This is a genomic window from Glycomyces tritici, from assembly GCF_030403505.1.
The window spans coordinates 827,209-843,829 of sequence record NZ_JAUEMJ010000002.1; the positions used below are offsets into that span (position 1 = coordinate 827,209).

The 16,621-nt window shown below is 70.9% G+C and carries 13 protein-coding genes; 8 read left to right on the forward strand and 5 right to left on the reverse strand.

All coding sequences use genetic code 11. From position 1 onward, the window contains the following. Positions 1–86 precede the first annotated feature (86 nt). Positions 87–1,964, reverse strand: coding sequence for a glycosyl hydrolase (locus QWI33_RS09030; RefSeq protein WP_289956928.1), 1,878 nt, complete (start codon positions 1,962–1,964; stop codon positions 87–89). 204 nt (positions 1,965–2,168) lie between these two features. Here QWI33_RS09030 and QWI33_RS09035 point away from each other — a divergent pair, with 204 nt between their 5' ends. The 6 genes from QWI33_RS09035 to QWI33_RS09060 are packed head-to-tail and all read left to right on the forward strand — an operon-like array spanning position 2,169 to position 9,542. Next, on the forward strand, positions 2,169–3,833 hold the full coding sequence (locus tag QWI33_RS09035) for a Wzz/FepE/Etk N-terminal domain-containing protein (RefSeq protein WP_289956929.1): 1,665 nt from the start codon (positions 2,169–2,171) through the stop codon (positions 3,831–3,833). Beyond that, positions 3,830–5,218 (forward strand): hypothetical protein, encoded by a 1,389-nt coding sequence (locus QWI33_RS09040; RefSeq protein WP_289956930.1) that lies wholly within the window; start codon positions 3,830–3,832, stop codon positions 5,216–5,218. Before QWI33_RS09035 ends, QWI33_RS09040 begins: the two co-directional genes overlap by 4 nt. Beyond that, positions 5,215–6,450 carry a hypothetical protein gene (locus QWI33_RS09045; RefSeq protein WP_289956931.1) on the forward strand — a complete coding sequence of 412 codons (1,236 nt, stop codon included), beginning with the start codon at positions 5,215–5,217 and terminating at the stop codon, positions 6,448–6,450. Before QWI33_RS09040 ends, QWI33_RS09045 begins: the two co-directional genes overlap by 4 nt. Next, positions 6,447–7,331, forward strand: a complete 885-nt coding sequence (locus tag QWI33_RS09050; RefSeq protein WP_289956932.1) for a sulfotransferase family protein — start codon at positions 6,447–6,449, stop codon at positions 7,329–7,331. The genes QWI33_RS09045 and QWI33_RS09050 overlap by 4 nt, the downstream gene beginning before the upstream one ends. Next, positions 7,319–8,794 (forward strand): oligosaccharide flippase family protein, encoded by a 1,476-nt coding sequence (locus QWI33_RS09055; protein WP_289956933.1) that lies wholly within the window; start codon positions 7,319–7,321, stop codon positions 8,792–8,794. The genes QWI33_RS09050 and QWI33_RS09055 overlap by 13 nt, the downstream gene beginning before the upstream one ends. 16 nt (positions 8,795–8,810) lie before the next feature. Beyond that, the gene (locus QWI33_RS09060) at positions 8,811–9,542 is read left to right on the forward strand and encodes a class I SAM-dependent methyltransferase (protein ID WP_289956934.1); all 732 of its coding nucleotides are present in this window, start codon (positions 8,811–8,813) and stop codon (positions 9,540–9,542) included. On the opposite strand, the gene QWI33_RS09065 is transcribed toward QWI33_RS09060, so the two are convergent. Next, a complete protein-coding gene (locus QWI33_RS09065) occupies positions 9,539–10,309 on the reverse strand; it encodes a WecB/TagA/CpsF family glycosyltransferase (protein ID WP_289956935.1) in 771 nt (256 codons plus the stop codon). The genes QWI33_RS09060 and QWI33_RS09065 overlap by 4 nt on opposite strands. Before the next feature lie 245 nt (positions 10,310–10,554). Here QWI33_RS09065 and QWI33_RS09070 point away from each other — a divergent pair, with 245 nt between their 5' ends. Both QWI33_RS09070 and QWI33_RS09075 read left to right on the forward strand, forming a co-directional pair. Further along, positions 10,555–11,619 carry a sulfotransferase gene (locus tag QWI33_RS09070; protein WP_289956936.1) on the forward strand — a complete coding sequence of 355 codons (1,065 nt, stop codon included), beginning with the start codon at positions 10,555–10,557 and terminating at the stop codon, positions 11,617–11,619. Further along, positions 11,616–12,521: a glycosyltransferase family 2 protein gene (locus QWI33_RS09075; protein ID WP_289956937.1), complete on the forward strand. Its 906-nt coding sequence runs from the start codon at positions 11,616–11,618 to the stop codon at positions 12,519–12,521. The genes QWI33_RS09070 and QWI33_RS09075 overlap by 4 nt, the downstream gene beginning before the upstream one ends. A gap of 70 nt (positions 12,522–12,591) precedes the next feature. Here QWI33_RS09075 and atpD read toward each other — a convergent pair whose 3' ends face one another. From atpD to atpA, 3 genes are read right to left on the reverse strand one after another with little or no spacing between them, the layout of a single operon-like run. Continuing rightward, entirely contained in the window at positions 12,592–14,019 is a 1,428-nt protein-coding gene (gene atpD, locus QWI33_RS09080; RefSeq protein ID WP_289956938.1) for a F0F1 ATP synthase subunit beta, read from the reverse strand. A gap of 2 nt (positions 14,020–14,021) precedes the next feature. Further along, the gene (locus QWI33_RS09085) at positions 14,022–14,960 is read right to left on the reverse strand and encodes a F0F1 ATP synthase subunit gamma (RefSeq protein WP_289956939.1); all 939 of its coding nucleotides are present in this window, start codon (positions 14,958–14,960) and stop codon (positions 14,022–14,024) included. A gap of 2 nt (positions 14,961–14,962) precedes the next feature. Further along, on the reverse strand, positions 14,963–16,597 hold the full coding sequence (atpA, locus tag QWI33_RS09090; protein WP_289956940.1) for a F0F1 ATP synthase subunit alpha: 1,635 nt from the start codon (positions 16,595–16,597) through the stop codon (positions 14,963–14,965). Between the last annotated feature and the right edge of the window lie 24 nt (positions 16,598–16,621).

The window sequence follows — 16,621 nt, forward strand, 5'->3', positions numbered from 1 at the left end:
TCTACAGCCCACGTTCCCGGCCCCGGGTACGACGATCCGGCCGGTTCCCCGGCCGGATCATGGCGACTGTCACGTTACGTGGCTGCTTACTCGAGCTTGACGTCGAAGTACGGCGAGCGCATCAGCTCCCGGTACGCCTCGAGGGTGTCCTCCTCCAGGTGCACCTCCGAGTTCCTGCCTTCGGCGTTCGGCGATTCGAAGTAGACGATCGCCTTCAGCCGCGGATAGTGCGCCATCTGGTAGCGGGCCGCCTCGAAGACGGTCTTCTGGTGCCCCGGGTACTCGTCCACGTGGAAGACGCCCCATTCGGCGAGCATCATCGGCTTGTCGGGGTGCTCGCGCGCGATCCAGTGGTAGAAGCCGGGCCAGGCGCCCTCGCCCTTGGTCTGGTCGACGATCTCGCCGAAGTCCGAGTGCCCGTCGTCCTTGAGGGACTGGCCGTAGCCCGAGACGCCGATCCAGTCGACCACGTCCGCGCCCGGGTACAGGTCCCCGTGCCAAGGCTTCTCGACCCACTTCAGGTAGCCCATGTAGTTCATGACGGTCACGAGGTTGTCCACCCCCGCCCCGCGCAGCCGCTCGACGACGTAGCGGAACATGTCCGCGTAGTCCGACGGCTCCATATGGGAGCCTGCGGTCGGGTCGACGTCGTTCTCCGGCTCGTGGTGGACGGTGAAGAAGAACGGCTTGTGGAAATTGGCCTTCAAGTGCTCGGCGAGCCTGTCGAGATAGGCGTCGGTCTCCGGGTCGCCCGCGGCGATCGCGCCCCATTCGGCCATCTGCGGCTTCCAGTTGATGAACAGGGTCCGCGGGTGCTGCGGGTCCTCGGTGAGCGCGATCTGCTCCGGAGTCGGGAACAACCGTGCGGCACCGCGCTCATAGGCGTGGTAGATCTGCTGGTCGTGCTCCACTCTGGATTCGAATTCGAGGTGCGCCTGCTCCTTGTCCCGCGACGTGTGCGCGGCGGGGGCAACGCCGACGAGGGCGCCGCAGCTCGGGATGAGCTTCGCTCCTGTCGTGCAGGTGGAGAGGTGGTCCTCGACCTGGCCGGATTCGGGCTGCGTCGGCGGCCCCTGCGGCGTGGTCGGGTCGGCGGCCGGGAGCGCCGGGTCGGCCGACGGGTCCACCGACGGCACCGGGTCCGTCGCAGGCGCCGGACTCGTGGACGCGGACGGCGCGGGATCGGTCGACGCGGGCGCGTCCGGCGAGGCCGCGTCCGCTGTGGCGGTCGGGTCCTGCGTGGGCGACGGGCTCGGGACGGTCGGTCCGGTCGGGTAGGGCAGCGGGGCGGGCATGGTCGGCGGGACCGGGCGCACCGGCGGCACCGCCGAGATGGTGCGCAGATTCGGTCCCGAACCGTACTCGGCGCCTTCGAGTTCGAGGTACGCGTTGCGGTCGGGACTGGTGACGGCGAAGGCGTAGCGGCCGGGCGCGCTGATGGCGCCGCTGACGTCGAAGACCACTTCGGTGGCGTCCGCGTCGATCTCGACCGAGTCCCACACCGCGCCGTACGGCGGGGCGGTAGCGGCCGTGAGCGAGCACAGGCAGCTCACCGGGCGCACCGAGGCGACCTCGACGGTCATGCCCTCGCTGTCGGGCGGCACAGCGACGGGCAGTCGCAGCTCGGCGGTGTGGTCGGGCCGGACCGTGGACTCGTCGAGGGCGAACTGCAGGTGGGTGACGGCGATGCCGAGGTCGGCCGAGGTGCCGACGGGCAGTACCGCGGGCGACTGCGGCGCGGGGCCGGCGACCTGCGTGGCGACGAAGGACGCGGCGAGCGGGGCGTGGTCGAAGGTGCCGTTGCCGTCCTGCCAGGCCTCGTCGACGTCCACGCCCGGGCGATCTCCGCCGGACCCGACGCCGTAGCCGACCACGAAGCCCGCCAACACCAGCGGCAGCACCGCCAGGACGGTCACGATGCCGCGGCCCGCCCGGAGGCTCTGGCGCTTGTCGGTATCGCTCATCGTCCACCTTCTTCCGTCCAATGTGACCTGCACTCAAATGCTGCGAATCATCATATTAGCGAACAAATTGGTTTTTACTAGTCTGCTCTCGCAAACACAACCCCCGCCCCGCGGGCGGCACGCCCCGAAGCCGCCCGGCCGTCACCTCAGGGCCGCGTCGCTCGTTACTCAATCGAGATCCCTATAACGAGAAAGGCCTTCGCGTTGAGGACCCCTGCCGCCCGCACGCTCGCCGATTACGGCGTCATCGTCCGCCGCTCCTGGTGGCTCATCATCGGAACGGTGGCCGCGGCTCTGGCCGCCGGGCTCGCCTACACCTCGATGAGCGAGGAGGTCTACGAGTCCACCTCCGCGATCCTGGTGCTGCCCACCGCGAGCGACACCGCCGTCGCGGGCGCCCGCACCGCCGGGCAGGTCAACCTCGACACCGAGGCCCAGCTCGTCAAATCCACCGAGGTCGCCGTGGCCGCCGCCGAAGCGCTCGGCGCCGACGACCCGGACGACCTCGTCTCCCGAGTGTCGGTCACCGTGCCGCCCAACACCGCCGTGCTCGAGATCGCCTTCCGCGCCGAGGACCCCGAGGCCGCCCAGGCCGGGGCCATCGCGTTCAGCGAGGCGTACCTCGAACACCGCCGCTCCGGGGCCACCGCCTCGCTCGACAGCGCGATCGCCGCCGCCACGGTCGGCCTCGACGCGGTCAACGCCGACATCGCCGCCGCCGAGGACGAACTGTCCGGGATGGACTCCGACGCCAACGGCCGGGCCGGGCTCGAATCCGACCTCGACGGGCTGCGCCAGCAGGCCGAGGAGATCGAGGCCGAGATCGCCGCCATCGACGCCCAGCAGGGCGCGATCACGCCCGGCCGCGTCATCAACAAGGCCTCCGTGCCCGGAGCGCCCGTGAGCCCGAACGCGATGTTCAACCTCGCCGCCGCGCTCGGCCTCGGCCTCCCGCTCGGCCTCGTCCTCGCGTGGGCCCGCCACCGCCTGGCCCGCAAGGTCGCCTACCCGACCGACCTGGTCGAGCGGTGCGAACTCGACGTGCTCGCCTCCGTGCCCCCGGGCGTGAAGTTCCAGCGCCGCGAGGTCTTCGGGGCCTACAGCCCCGGCGGCCGGGTCTTCTCCCAGCTCCGCAATGTCGTGTCCTCGCAGCTGACGCACGACCAGCGCGTCATCGTCGTCGCCGGCGTGGCCCCCGGGCCCGCCGCGAGCGTCGTCGCCGCCAACCTCGCCACCGCGATGGCCCGCGCGGGCGACCGCGCCACCGCCGTGGCCGCCAACCCGAGCACCACCGTGGGGCTGCCGGAGCTGTTCGGCACCGACTCGGTGCCCGGCCTCGCCGACGTCTGGTCCGGCCGGGTCGACCTCACCGAGGCCACGCATGCCGCGCCGCGGCAGCCGAGCCTCAACGTGATCGGCCCCGGCGCCGCCGCCAGGGCCGCCGGGCCCACCAGCGAGGCCGCCGCGGAGACCTTCTCGAAGCTCGCCGAAGCCGGTCGCTTCGTGGTCGTCGACGCACCGCCGCTGTCCTGCAGCGCCGACGCGCAGCTGCTCGCCGGGCACGCCGACGCGGTGATCCTCGCCGTCCAGTCCGGGCGCGACTCGATCAGCGAGACCGCCGCCGCCGCACTGGCGATGCGCCAGATCGACACGCCGCTGCTCGGCGCGATCCTGCTGCCGAGCGTCCTCGGGCCGATGAACACGGTGCCGCTGCCGACCGCGCGCCGCGAAGCCGACCTGCGCGAATCGCCGGTCTCCCAGGACGAGACGCCCACGGACTCGCTCGAGCCCGTCGACGAAGAGGAGGCGACCACGCAGGTGATGCCGGCCGTGCCCTCCTCCGCTGTTCCTGCAGCCGAGCCCCGATGACGCTCCTCGCGGCCGCCCGCTCCGCCGGGCGCGTCCGGATCGACCCCGCCGCGCGGGGCGAGCGCGAAGGCGCCTCGCTCACGTGGCTGCTGGCCGGGTTCCCGCTGTGGTGGGCGCTCGGCATGGGCGTCCTCGTGATCCCGTTCGTCGCCGCGGTCGCGGTGGTGAAGCTGGTGCGGCGCCGGTCGATCTGCGTGCCTCCCGCGTTCGGGTGGTGGCTGTTGTTCCTCCTCGCGGTCACGCTGAGCCTCGCGAACCTCGGCGTCGACCCCCCGGGCACGGTGCCCGAGACCTGGTTCTCGAGCCTGCCCGGGGCGACGTTCCGGCTCGGCTTCTACTGCTGCTGCACCCTCATCGCCCTGTGGGCGTACAACCTCGTAGTTGAGGGGAAGCTCAAGCGCGACAAGCTGATCCGGCTGCTCGGATGGCTGTTCGCGGTCACGGTGGCCGGCGGGTTCCTCGGGACCTTCTTCGGGTCCTTCGAGTACACCTCGCCGGTGGAGGCGCTGCTGCCGAAGGCCGTGGCGAAGGACGGGTTCGTCCAGTCGCTGGTGCACCCGGCGGCCGCGCAGACCATGGACTTCCTCGGCTACGAGACGCCGCGCCCGTCCGCGCCGTGGGGCTACACCAACACGTGGGGCAACAACTTCGCGATCACCGCGGTCTGGTTCCTCATCGCCGCGTTCTGCACGCCGCTCAAGACGCGATGGCGGGTCGCGGCCGTCGCATTGCTGTGCGCCTCCCTCGTGCCCGCCGTGTACTCGATGAACCGGGGCCTGTGGCTCGGCCTCGCCGCCATCGCGGTGTTCGCGGCGCTGCGGCTGCTCCTCTCCGGCAGGCCAGGCGGGATGCTCGCCCTGGCCGGGGCCGGCTGCGCCGCGGTCCTGCTCGTGGTCCTGACGCCGCTGGGGACGGTGGTGCAGACCCGGCTCGACAACGGGCACTCCGACGAGGGCCGGGCGTTCTCCTCCGAACGCGCCACGGAGCTCGTGATCGAGCACTCCCCCGTGATCGGCTTCGGCACGACCCGCAAGACCCTCGGCTCGGGCGAGTCGATCGCCGTGGGCCCCACCCCCGAGTGCCCCCGCTGCGGCGGGCGCACCCTCGGCGGGAACGGCCAGCTCTGGCAGGTCATGTTCGCCCACGGCATCCTCGGCACCGTCACCTACCTCGGGTTCGCGCTCGCGGTCCTGTGGCGGTTCCGGCACGACCACACCGCGGTCGGCATCGCCGGGAGCGCCGTCGTCGGCTTCTCGCTGATCACGATGTTCTACTACAACGCCCTCGTCACCCCCCTCCTGTTCACCCTGCTCAGTTACGTCCTCCTCGCCGCGGGCCGCCCGCCCGGGGTGTCACACCACGGCCCAGAGACGGAGAACCGATGAGCCGAGCCCTGAAGACCGCCGACGATCTGCGCAGGCGCGCGACCTACCTGGCGGAGGTGGTCGACCAGCTGTACCCCGGTGCCGCGCAAGGCGACGCACCGCGGCCCTACATCGTGGTGCCCAACCGCCGCAAGCCGCGCGTGCTCATCCCGGCCTCCGACCGCAAGGTCGCCGCTGCCGCGCTGACCCGGTACGCCCGGCCCGCCGCGCGCGGCGCGCGCCTCAAACGCGACGCCGCCGTGTGGGCCCTGCGCCTGGGCCTGGACCGGATGCTGCTGCCGCACCGCATCAAAGTGGGCGGCGCCGAAGGCATCGACGACCACCTCGCCTCGGTGCTCGGCCACGAGGTTCACCTCAGCATCCACATCGGACCGGCGCGGGCGAACCGCAAGCCGGTGCTGCAGATCCTCGACGGCGAGGCGAAGACGGTCGCGTTCGCGAAGCTCGGCGTCAACCCGCTCACCCGCGAGCTCGTGGAGGCCGAGGCGAACGCGACCCGGCGCCTCAGCGAGTTCTGCGACCTCAAGCTGCTGCGCGTGCCGCAGCTGCTGCACTCGGGGAACTGGAACGGCCACAACCTGATGGTGGCCTCCGCGCTCCCGTCCTGGGACGCCCCGGCCGACCTCGGGCCCTCCCGCCGCACCGCCGCCATGCGCGAACTCGCCGACGCCTGCGGCACCGTCCGCTCGCCGCTCGGCGAATCCGACTACGCCGCACGGCTGCGCACGCGCCTCAAGGACCTCGCCGAACGCGGCGAGACCGACGCCGACACGCTCCAGACCGCCGGGGAGACCCTGCTCGACCGGTACGCGGGGACCGAGCTGACCTTCGGCGCGTGGCACGGCGACTGGTCCCCGTGGAACACCCGCGAGACCGAGACGCTCGTGTACCTGTGGGACCTCGAGCGCTTCGAGACCGGCGTCCCCTACGGCTTCGACGCCGTGCACTACCGGCTCCAGGACCACATCGTCACCCAAGGGGCCGACCCGACCACGGCCGTGCTCGGCCTCGTCGCCGACGCCCCCGCCGTCCTGGCGCCCATGGGCATCGCGCCCACCGAGGCCGAGCCGATCGCGCTGCTGTACCTCGTGGACCTCGCCGCCCGGTACATGGGCGACCAGGCCGAGCGCGCCGGCGCGGCCCTCGGGGCCCTCGGCCGGTGGCTCCTGCCCACGCTGCTGCGCCACATCGCCCGCCAGCGCACCGCATCGGAGACAGGGGGCCAGTCATGAGCCAGCGATCGCTCGGCGAGCGCATCCCGAGCCAACTGAAGGCCGTCGTCGGGCACTCCTCCCGCACGTTCGGGCGGCTGACGGCGTCCTCGCGCATCCTGCCGGGCCTGCTGATCTGCGGCGGCCAGCGCTGCGGCACCACGTCCCTGTACCGGGCCCTGGCCCAGCACCCGGCGATCCTGAAGCCGGTGTTCCACAAGGGCGTGCACTACTTCGACACCGGCTACGACAAGGGCATGGCCTGGTACCGGGGGCACTTCCCGACGCAGGCGGCCTCGCGGCGGATCGCCGACCACACCGGGCTCGCCCCGATCGGGTTCGAGTCGAGCCCGTACTACCTGTACCACCCGCTGGCCGCGGAGCGGTTCGCGCGGGACCTCCCGGGAGTCAAGGTGATCGTGCTCGTGCGCGACCCGGTGGAGCGGGCGTGGTCGCACCACGCGCACGAGGTGGCGCGCGGGTTCGAGCCGATCGCGGACTTCGAGGAGGCCGTGGCGGCCGAGGACGCCCGGCTCGACGGCAAGGAGGAGCGGCTCAGGGCCGACCCTTCGCTGTACGACTTCGACCACCAGCACCACGCGTACACGGCGCGGGGGCGGTACACGGACTACCTTGAGCCGCTTGCCGAGCACGTGGGCCGCGACAAGGTCCTGGTAGTCGACTCGGGCGAGTTCTTCTCCCGGCCGGAGGACGCGTTCGAGCGCGTGCTGCGGTTCCTGGGGCTGCCGTGGCTCGGGGAGTTCGCCTTCGCGCGGCACAACGCGCGCGGGCGTCCCTCCCCGATGTCGGCGGCGCTGCGGGAGCAGTTGACGGCGCATTACGGGCCCTATGACGAGCGGCTCGCGGACTGGCTGGGAGGCGTGCCGAGTTGGCGGCGCTGACCTCCGGCGCGGTCGCCGAGGCGGAGTCCGAGGAGCGCAGCAGGGCGGAGCTGCGCGGGACCGCGCGCGGCGGGCTCGTGAACCTCGTCGGCGCCGCGGTCTCCGGGCTGGGCGGCCTGGCCGTGACCTGGCTGGCGGCAGTGGCGCTCTCGCCCGCCGAGGCGGGCGCGTTCTTCGCGGCAACGTCGGTGTTCCTGCTCGCGGGCGCTATCGCGCGGGTGGGCACGCCCACCGGGCTCGTGTACTGGGTGGCGCGCCTGCACCAGAACGGGCGCAGCGCGGCGGTCGGCTCGGTCCTGAAGCTCGGCCTGTGGCCCGCGGCGATCGTGTCGATGGCGACGGCGTTCGGGCTGCTGCTGGCCGCGCCCATGTTCGACAGCCCGGACCTGGTGCGGCTGATCGCGGTGTTCCTGCCCGCGTCGGTCGCGATGGAGGCACTGCTGGCGGCGACGCGCGGATACCGGCTGATGGGGCCCTCGGTCGTCATCGACAAGCTCGGCCGCACGGTGGCGCAACTGGTGGGGCTCGCGGCGATCGCCTTGGCGGGCACGGCCTCGCCCTTCACGATCACGTTCGCGTGGGTGCTGCCGTACCTGCCCGCCGCGGTCGCGGCGGGCTGGTACCTGCTGCGGCGCCACCGCAGGACGCGGCCGGAGCAGGGGTTCCCCGACCGGGTCTCGGCCCGGGCGTTCTGGGGGTTCACGGCGCCGCGCGCCGCCGCGGGCGTGGCCCACCTGGGGCTGCAGCGGCTCGACATCATCATGGTGGCGGCCCTGGCCGGGCTCGGCCCGGCCGCGGTGTACACGGTGGCGACGCGGTTCGTGATCGTCGGGCAGATGGCCTCGGGCGCGGTCGGCCAGTCGGTGCAGCCGCGCGCGGCGGCGGCGATGGCCGCCGGGAAGCCGGCGTCGGCGCGGTCGCTGTACCAGGAGTCGACGGCGTGGATCGTGTCGCTCACCTGGCCGGTGTACCTCGGGGTGGGGCTGCTGGCCGACTGGTACCTGCGGCTGTTCGGCGCCGAGTACGTCGGCGGCGACGCGCGCCTGGTCGTGTGGGTCCTGGTGCCGGCGATGATGATCGGCTCGGCGTGCGGGGTGGTCGACTCGATGCTGGCGATGGCCGGGAAGACCTCGTGGCAGCTCATCGACGTCTCGATCGCGCTCCTGGTCAACGTGGGGTTGAACCTCGCGCTGATCCCATCCATGGGGGTCGTCGGCGCGGCGATCGCGTGGGCGGCGGCGGTTCTGGTCAATAATTTGGTTCCACTCGCGCAACTGTGGCGCACGTTCGGCCTGCATCCGTTCGGGGCGTTGACGAGGCGGGCGCTGTTCGCGGCCGGCCTCGGGTTCGGGGTCCTGCCGCTGGCGGTCGCGCCGCTCGGCCCGCTTTGGACTGCGGCTGCGCTCGCGGCCGCGGGCCTTGCGTGGGCGGTGGCGCTCCTGCGCTACCGCACCAGGATCTGAACTTGAAGGGGACTTCGTGGCCAGCAATTACACCGAGGTGTTCCAGGACCCGGGCGCGGTGGACAAGTATGCCGAGCGGACGTACGCGCCGGGGACGTTCTCGTCGATCGTCTCCGGCCGCCAGGCCGGGTGGCTGCGCGGTTTCGTTCCCAACGCGTTCGCGACCCGGCCCGTCCACCACGACTTCGCGTGCGGCACGGGCCGCGTCTCGCGGATGCTCGCGGGGATGGTCGCGGTCTCGCACGGCTACGACACCTCGGAGGCGATGCTGCAGAAGGGCCGCGAGCTGGGCACGCCCGGGTACGCGCACCTGGTGCGGCCGGGGCTGGCGATGCCCGCGGTCGAGCCGGGCCGCCCGGCGCTGGTGACGGCGTTCCGGTTCGTCCTCAATGTGGACCTGCACCTGCGGGACCAGCTGATGGACTTCGCGGCGGCGGCGCTGCCGGACGCGGACGCGGGGCTGCTGCTGGTGGAGAACCACGGCAACGCGTCGTCGCTGCGGCACCTGCGCAAGACCTTCGGGCGGCTGGACGCGAGCACATGGTTCCAGGAGCTCTCGCACTCGGAGATGCGGGACCTGTTCGCGCGCCACGGCTTCGAGTTGGTCGGCATGCAGGGCTTCACGCTGTTCACACAGGGCTGCTACCGCGCGCCGTGGGGCTGGGCCTCGAAGGCCGCCGACGCCGCGCTGGCGTCGCCGATGTCGAAGTGGGCCACCGACATCGTGTACATCGCCCGGCGCCGCTAGTCCCGAGCGCTCGCACGGCGTTCCCGGCAGGCCTCCACGAGCAGGCGCACGGCTTCGGGGACGTCGTCCTTGAGGTAGCGGCGGGCGAGGCGGCGGGGTTCGGAGAGCATCCGGAAGAGCCATTCGGTGCCGGTGCGCTGCATCCACTTGGGGGCGCGGCGGCGGTAGCCGGCGATGAAGTCGATGCTCGCGCCGCAGCCGAGGAACCAGGCGTTGGGGGCGGCGGCGCGCAGCCGCACCGTCACGTGCTCCTGCTTGGGGAAGCCGAGGCCGACGTAGACGAGGTCGGGGGCGGCGGACTCGACGCGTTCGACGAGGGCGCGCCACTGCGAGTCGTCGCGGTCGAAGCCCATGGGCGGGCACCAGGCGCCGACGACCTTCAGCCCCGGGTAGCGGGCTTCGAGGAGGTCCGCGGCGCGCTCGGTCGGGCGCGCGGTGCCGTCCGGAGTCCCGCCCAGCAGGGCGATGCGCAGTCCGCGCGCGGCGGCCGCCTCGGAGAGGGACCACACGAGGTCCGAGCCCGCGACGCGGGCCGGCAGCGGATTCCCGGCCACTCTGGAGGCCCACACGAGGGGCGCGCCGTCGGCGACCACGAGGTCCGAGGCCGCGATGATCGCGCGCAGCTCGCGGCTGCGGCGGGCGGCGGCGACGATGTCGACGTTGGGGGTGACGATCTGGCCGCCCCGCCCCGCTTCGAGCGCGTCGAGCACGCGCGCCACCGCCTCGGCTTCGGTGACCGGGTCGATGCCGATGCCGCCCAGGGACACCCGCGGCGCGGGTCCTGCGTGCGGTCGAGGGGAAGGCGCGGCGCTGACATGGTCTGCGCACGAAGGGCCCAAACGCTCCATGCGATCAGACGTTAGAGGTCCGCGTGCGATTTTCCGGGAATTTTGGCCACAGGGCGTGTCCCCCACCCCACCCCGGGTCGTTATACGAATCATCAAGGGGCATCTGCAGGTTTCCGAGCCCGGCTCGGAACGCGGCCCCGGAGGCAATCAGGTGGAGCAGCAGGGTGAGCGAGGGTTCAGTGAGCGTGAAGATCGCCGACACGGCCGAGCAGTCCGAGAACCGCGTCAAAGTGGTCTTCATCGGAGGACTCGGACGCAGCGGCACGACGCTCCTCGAACGCCTGCTCGGACAGCTCCCCGGCGTCGTCCCCCTCGGCGAGATCACCCACCTGTGGGAGCGGGACCTGATCGGCAACGAGATGTGCGCCTGCGGCGCCACCTTCTCGCACTGCGAGTTCTGGCAGCGGATCGGGCAGCGGGCCTTCGGCTCCTGGGAGCAGGTCGACGTCGAACGCCTCAACGCCCTGAAGGCCACTGTAGACCGCACCCGGCACATCCCGACGCTCGCGGCGAAGCGCCTCGCGCCCGCGCAGCACCAGCTCGTCACCGAGTACGCCGAGTACTTCGAGAAGATCTACACCGCCGCCGCGAAGGACACGCGCGCGCAGGTCGTGGTCGACTCCTCCAAGCACGCGTCGCTCGCGTACTGCCTGCGCTGGTCGCCGAAGATCGACCTCCGGGTGCTGCACGTCGTGCGCGACTCGCGGGGGGTCGCCTACTCGTGGACCAAGAAGATCAACCGCCCCGAGTCCCCCACGGGCGACCAGATGACCCGCTACTCCCCCGCGAAGGCCGCGATGCTGTGGAACGCGCAGAACGCCGCGTTCAGCCTCCTCGCGCGCCGCGGCGTCCCGGTGCGGCGGGTCCGCTACGAGCGGATCATCCAGCGCCCGCGCAAGGTGATCGCGTCACTGGGCCGGTTCTGCGGCCTCGACCTCACCGAGCAGGACTACAAGTTCATCGGCGACGGCTGGGCCGATCTGGGCCCGAGCCACTCGGCGGCCGGCAACCCGATGCGGTTCACCGTGGGGCGCATCCCGATCTACCCGGACGAGGCCTGGACCGCGGACCTGCCCGAGAGCACCCGCCGCATGGTCTCCACCCTGACCCGGCCCCTCCTGGGCCGCTACGGCTACCTCGACGACGAGGAGGCCTCTGTGGACGAACCCGATCTGGAAGCCCGCCTCGACGCCTGCGAAGACGTCAATGTGCAGAAGGAGCGCGTGTGACCGACTGGCCTTCGGTGGGTGTCGTCATCCCCACCCACAACCGCCCAGAGCAGGTGCGGGCGGCGCTGCAATCGGTGCTGACCCAGTTCTACCCCGGTGACATCGAAGTGGTCGTGGTCTTCGACCGCGCCAAAGTGGACGAAGCGCTCGCGGCCGACGGCGACCGGCCGGTGCGCGTGGTCAAGAACGAGCGCACCCCCGGCCTCGCCGGGGCCCGCAACACCGGGATCACCGCGCTGGAGACCGACCTCGTGGCGTTCCTCGACGACGACGACGAGTGGCTGCCCGGCAAGCTCACCGCGCAGGTGACCGCGCTCGGCACCGAGGCCGAGCTCTGCACCACCGCGATCGAGGTGGACTACCGCGGCCGCCGGAACTCCCGGCTCGCGCAGAGGACCATGGTGCGCCACGGCGACCTGCTCCGCTCGCGCATGATGATGCTCCACTCCTCCACGTTCCTGTTCCGGCGCTCGGCGCTGCTGGGCGGGCTCGGCCTGGTCGCGGAGGACGCGCCGGGGAGCCAGAACGAGGACTGGGACATGCTGCTGCGCGCCTCGCGGCGGCGGCCCATCGCGCACGTCGACGTCCCGTACGCGCTCGTCAACTGGGCCGGCTCGCACTTCGAGACCCGCTGGGACACCAAGATCTCCTCGCTGCGGTGGATCCTCGACCGCCACCCCGAGATCCACGGCAGCCCCGAGGGCGCCGCCCGCGTCTACGGCCAGATCGCCTGCTGGCACGCCGCCACCGGCGACCGCAAGGAGGCCCTGCGCTGGGCCGTCCGGGCGACGAAGGCGAACCCGGGCGAGCCCCGCGCCGCCGTCGCGGCAGCGGCCGCCGCCGGCATCGTCGGCGTCCCGGCCGTGATGGCCGCACTGCACCGCCGCGGCCGCGGCATCTGAGACGGCAAAAAGAAAGCGGCCCCGGAACCTCTCGGTTCCGGGGCCGCCTCGTCAAGCGCTGCGATCAGGGCTAGCCCTTCTTGCGGAGCTCCTCTTCGTTCTTGTGCAGGTCCTCGAGGCCACCGCACATGAAGAACGCCTGCTCGGGGAAGTGGTCGTACTCACCCTCGGCGATCTTCTTGAAGGCCTCGACGGTCTCCTTGACGGGGACGAACGAGCCCTCGACACCGGTGAACTGCTTCGCCGCGAACGTGTTCTGCGACAGGAAGCGCTCGATGCGGCGCGCGCGGCCCACGACGAGACGGTCCTCTTCCGAGAGCTCGTCCATACCGAGGATCGCGATGATGTCCTGCAGCTCGTTGTACTTCTGCAGGATCTGCTTCACCTGGGAGGCGACCGCGTAGTGCTCGGCACCCACGACCTCGGGCTCCAGAATGCGGGAGTTCGAGGCGAGCGGGTCGATCGCCGGGTAGATGCCCTTGTCGGAGATCTTCCGCTCGAGGTTCGTCGTCGCGTCCAAGTGCGTGAACGCGGTGAACGGCGCCGGGTCGGTGTAGTCGTCCGCGGGGACGTACACGGCCTGCATCGAGGTGATGGCCTTGCCGCGCAGCGAGGTGATGCGCTCTTGGAGCTCACCCATCTCGTCCGCCAGGGTCGGCTGGTAACCCACGGCCGAGGGCATGCGGCCCAGCAGCGCGGAGGTCTCCGAACCGGCCTGCGTGAAGCGGAAGATGTTGTCGATGAAGAGCAGCACCTCCTGGTTCTTCACGTCGCGGAAGTACTCGGCCATCGTCAGGGCCGACAGGGCGACGCGAAGACGCACCCCCGGCGGCTCGTCCATCTGGCCGTAGACCAGCGAGGTCTTCGGGAGGACGCCGGCCTCGGCCATTTCGGCGATGAGGTCGTTGCCCTCACGGGTGCGCTCGCCGACACCGGCGAACACCGAGGAACCACCGAAGTTCTGGGCGACACGGATGATCATCTCCTGGATGAGCACCGTCTTGCCCACGCCGGCGCCGCCGAACAGGCCGATCTTGCCGCCCTTGACGTACGGGGCGAGCAGGTCGATGGCCTTGATGCCGGTCTCCAGCATCTCGGTCTTCGGCTCCAGCTGCGCGAACGCCGGGGCGTGGCGGTGGATCTCCCAGTAGTCGTCGGCCACCAGCTCCTCGCCCTCGGCGAGGTTCAGGCATTCGCCGAGCACGTTGAAGACCTTGCCCTTGATGCCGTCGCCGACCGGGACCTTGATCTGGCCGCCGGTGTCGCGGACCTCGGTACCGCGGACCAGGCCGTCGGTCGGGGCCATGCAGATGCCGCGGATCTGGTTGTCGCCCAGGTGCTGGGCCACTTCCAGGGTCAGGGTCTTGTTGTGCTCGCCGTAGACGACGTCAACGTGGAGTGCGTTGAAGATCGCCGGGATGGCGTTTCGAGGGAACTCGACGTCGACGACCGGCCCGATGACCCGTACGACGCGCCCCACTCCTTGAGTGTCAGTCATCGTTACTCTCTTCCTGCGGCGGAAAGGGCCGAAGCCCCGCCCACGATTTCGCTGATCTCCTGCGTGATCGCCGCCTGCCGCGCCGCGTTCGCGCTCCGCCGCAGGGTCTTGATCATTTCATCGGCATTGTCCGTAGCGGCCTTCATGGCCCGGCGCTTCGCCGCCAACTCGCTCGCCGCCGCGTCGATCAACGCCGCGTAGATGCGGGTCGTCAAGTACTTCGGCAGCAGTGAGTCGAGCAGCGCCTCCGGGTTCGGCTCGAACTCGTAGTCCGGGAGCAGCACGTGCTCGTCGAGCTCGTGCTCCTCCACCTCTTCGACCTCGAGCGGAGCCAGCTGCCGAGGTTCAGGGGTCTGCGTGAGCAGCGAGACGAACCTGGTGTGCACGATGTGCAGCTCGTCCACTCCGAGGATACCGTCCGCTCCCGCGTCGTCACCCTCGTCGTCGGCGCCGGACATGAACGCCGCAAGCAGCGTCCTGGTGATCTCCTGCGCGTCCGAGACCTTCGGCTGCTGCGAGAACCCGGTCCAGGACTGTTCGATCTTCCTGGAACGGAACCGGTAGTAGTCGACGCCCTTGCGACCCACGACGTACAGGATCGGCTGCTTGCCTTCCTCTGCCAGACGCGAGATCAGCTGCTCGGCGGTGCGGATGGCGTTGGCGTTGTAGCCGCCGCACATCCCCTTGTCCGCCGTGAGCACGAGCACGCCCGTACGCCTGACCGCCTTGCGCGGCTGCAGCAGCGGGTGATTGATCGACGCGTTCGACGCCAAGGAGGTCATCACGCTGGTCATGGCGCGGGAGTACGGCAGCGACGCCGCCACCCGATCCTGAGCCTTGGCGATGCGGCTGGTCGCGACCAGCTCCTGCGCCTTGGTGATCTTCCGGATGGACTGGGTCGACTTCAGCCGCTTCCGCAAACTACGAAGCTGCGCTGACATGGCTAACCCCTCTTGACGCGCTTGACGGTCTCGACGTCCACGTCGCCCTCGAGGGCGTCTTCAGCGGTGTCGGTCACGTGCAGGTCGTCGGCGGTGGCCTTGAACATCTTCTTGAACTTGGCCGCGGCGCGCTTGAGGGTGTCCTCGATGTCGCCGGTGACCTTGTCCTTGCCCGCGGTGAGCTGGGCGACGACGTCCTTGTGGTTGGCGCGCATGTAGGTGAGGAACTCGCTCTCGAAACGGCGCACCTCCCCGACCGGGATGTCGTCGAGCTCGCCGGCGGTGCCGGCCCAGATCGAGATGGTCTCCTCGCCCATGGGGAGCGGCTCGGCCACACCCTGCTTGAGGAGCTCGACCATGCGCAGGCCGCGGTCCAGCTGCGCGCGGGACGCGGCGTCCAGGTCGGACGCGAAGGCCGCGAAGGCCTCCAGGTCGCGGTACTGGGCCAGGTCCAGACGGAGCGAACCGGCGACCGAGCGCATGCCCTTGGTCTGCGCGGCGCCACCGACACGGGAGACGGACGTACCGACGTTGATCGCCGGACGCACACCCGAGTTGAACAGGCCCTCTTCGAGGTAGACCTGGCCGTCGGTGATCGAGATGACGTTGGTCGGGATGAACTGCGAGATGTCGCCGGCCTTGGTCTCGATGATCGGCAGACCCGTCATCGAACCCGCGCCCAGCTCGTCGGAGAGCTTCGCGCAACGCTCGAGGAGACGCGAGTGCAGGTAGAAGACGTCACCGGGGAAGGCCTCGCGGCCCGGGGGACGACGCAGCAGCAGCGACACGGTGCGGTACGCCTCGGCCTGCTTCGACAGGTCGTCGAAGACGATGAGGACGTGCTTGCCGCCGTACATCCAGTGCTGGCCGATGGCCGAACCGGTGTAGGGCGCCAGGTACTTCAGACCCGCGGGCTCGTCGGCGTTCGCCGCGACGATGGTGGTGTACTCCATCGCGCCGTGCGCCTCGAGCATGCCCTTGATGCCGGCGACGGTGGAGCCCTTCTGGCCGACCGCGACGTAGATGCAGCGCAGCTGCTTGTCGGGGTCGCCGGACTCCCAGTTGGCGCGCTGGTTGATGATCGTGTCGATCGCGACCTGCGTCTTGCCGGTCTTGCGGTCGCCGATGATCAGCTGGCGCTGGCCGCGCCCGATGGGGGTCATCGAGTCGATGGCCTTGATGCCGGTCTCGACGGGCTCGAACACCGACTGGCGGCTGACGACGTTGGGGGCCTGGGCCTCCAGCTCGCGCTCGCCCTCGGCCTCGATCTCGCCGAGGTCGTCGATGGGGTTGCCCAGGGCGTCGACGACGCGGCCCAGGAACTTGTCGCCCACCGGCACGGAGAGGACCTTGCCGGTGCGCTTGACCGACTGGCCCTCGCCGACCTTGACCGGGTCGCCCAGGAGGACGGCGCCGATCTCGCGGACGTCGAGGTTCAGGGCCAGGCCCATCACGCCGCCCTCGAACTCCAGGAGCTCGTTGGCCATGACGGAGGGCAGGCCCTCGACGACGGCGATGCCGTCGCCGGCGGAGGTGACGGTACCGACCTCTTCGCGGGTGATCTCCGGCCGGTAAGACGAGACGTACGCGTCGAGCGCGTTACGGATCTCGTCAGAGGAGATGGTCAATTCAGCCATCTGAACGTTTACCTTTCTGTTGTT

Bases quoted from the DNA above. Each gene is read 5' to 3' on its own strand.
- QWI33_RS09040 (WP_289956930.1), top strand. From the start codon at position 3,830: ATGACGCTCCTCGCGGCCGCCCGCTCCGCCGGGCGCGTCCGGATCGAC.
- QWI33_RS09030 (WP_289956928.1), bottom strand. From the start codon at position 1,964: ATGAGCGATACCGACAAGCGCCAGAGCCTCCGGGCGGGCCGCGGCATC.
- atpA (WP_289956940.1), bottom strand. From the start codon at position 16,597: ATGGCTGAATTGACCATCTCCTCTGACGAGATCCGTAACGCGCTCGAC.
- QWI33_RS09045 (WP_289956931.1), top strand. From the start codon at position 5,215: ATGAGCCGAGCCCTGAAGACCGCCGACGATCTGCGCAGGCGCGCGACC.
- QWI33_RS09085 (WP_289956939.1), bottom strand. From the start codon at position 14,960: ATGTCAGCGCAGCTTCGTAGTTTGCGGAAGCGGCTGAAGTCGACCCAG.
- QWI33_RS09050 (WP_289956932.1), top strand. From the start codon at position 6,447: ATGAGCCAGCGATCGCTCGGCGAGCGCATCCCGAGCCAACTGAAGGCC.
- atpD (WP_289956938.1), bottom strand. From the start codon at position 14,019: ATGACTGACACTCAAGGAGTGGGGCGCGTCGTACGGGTCATCGGGCCG.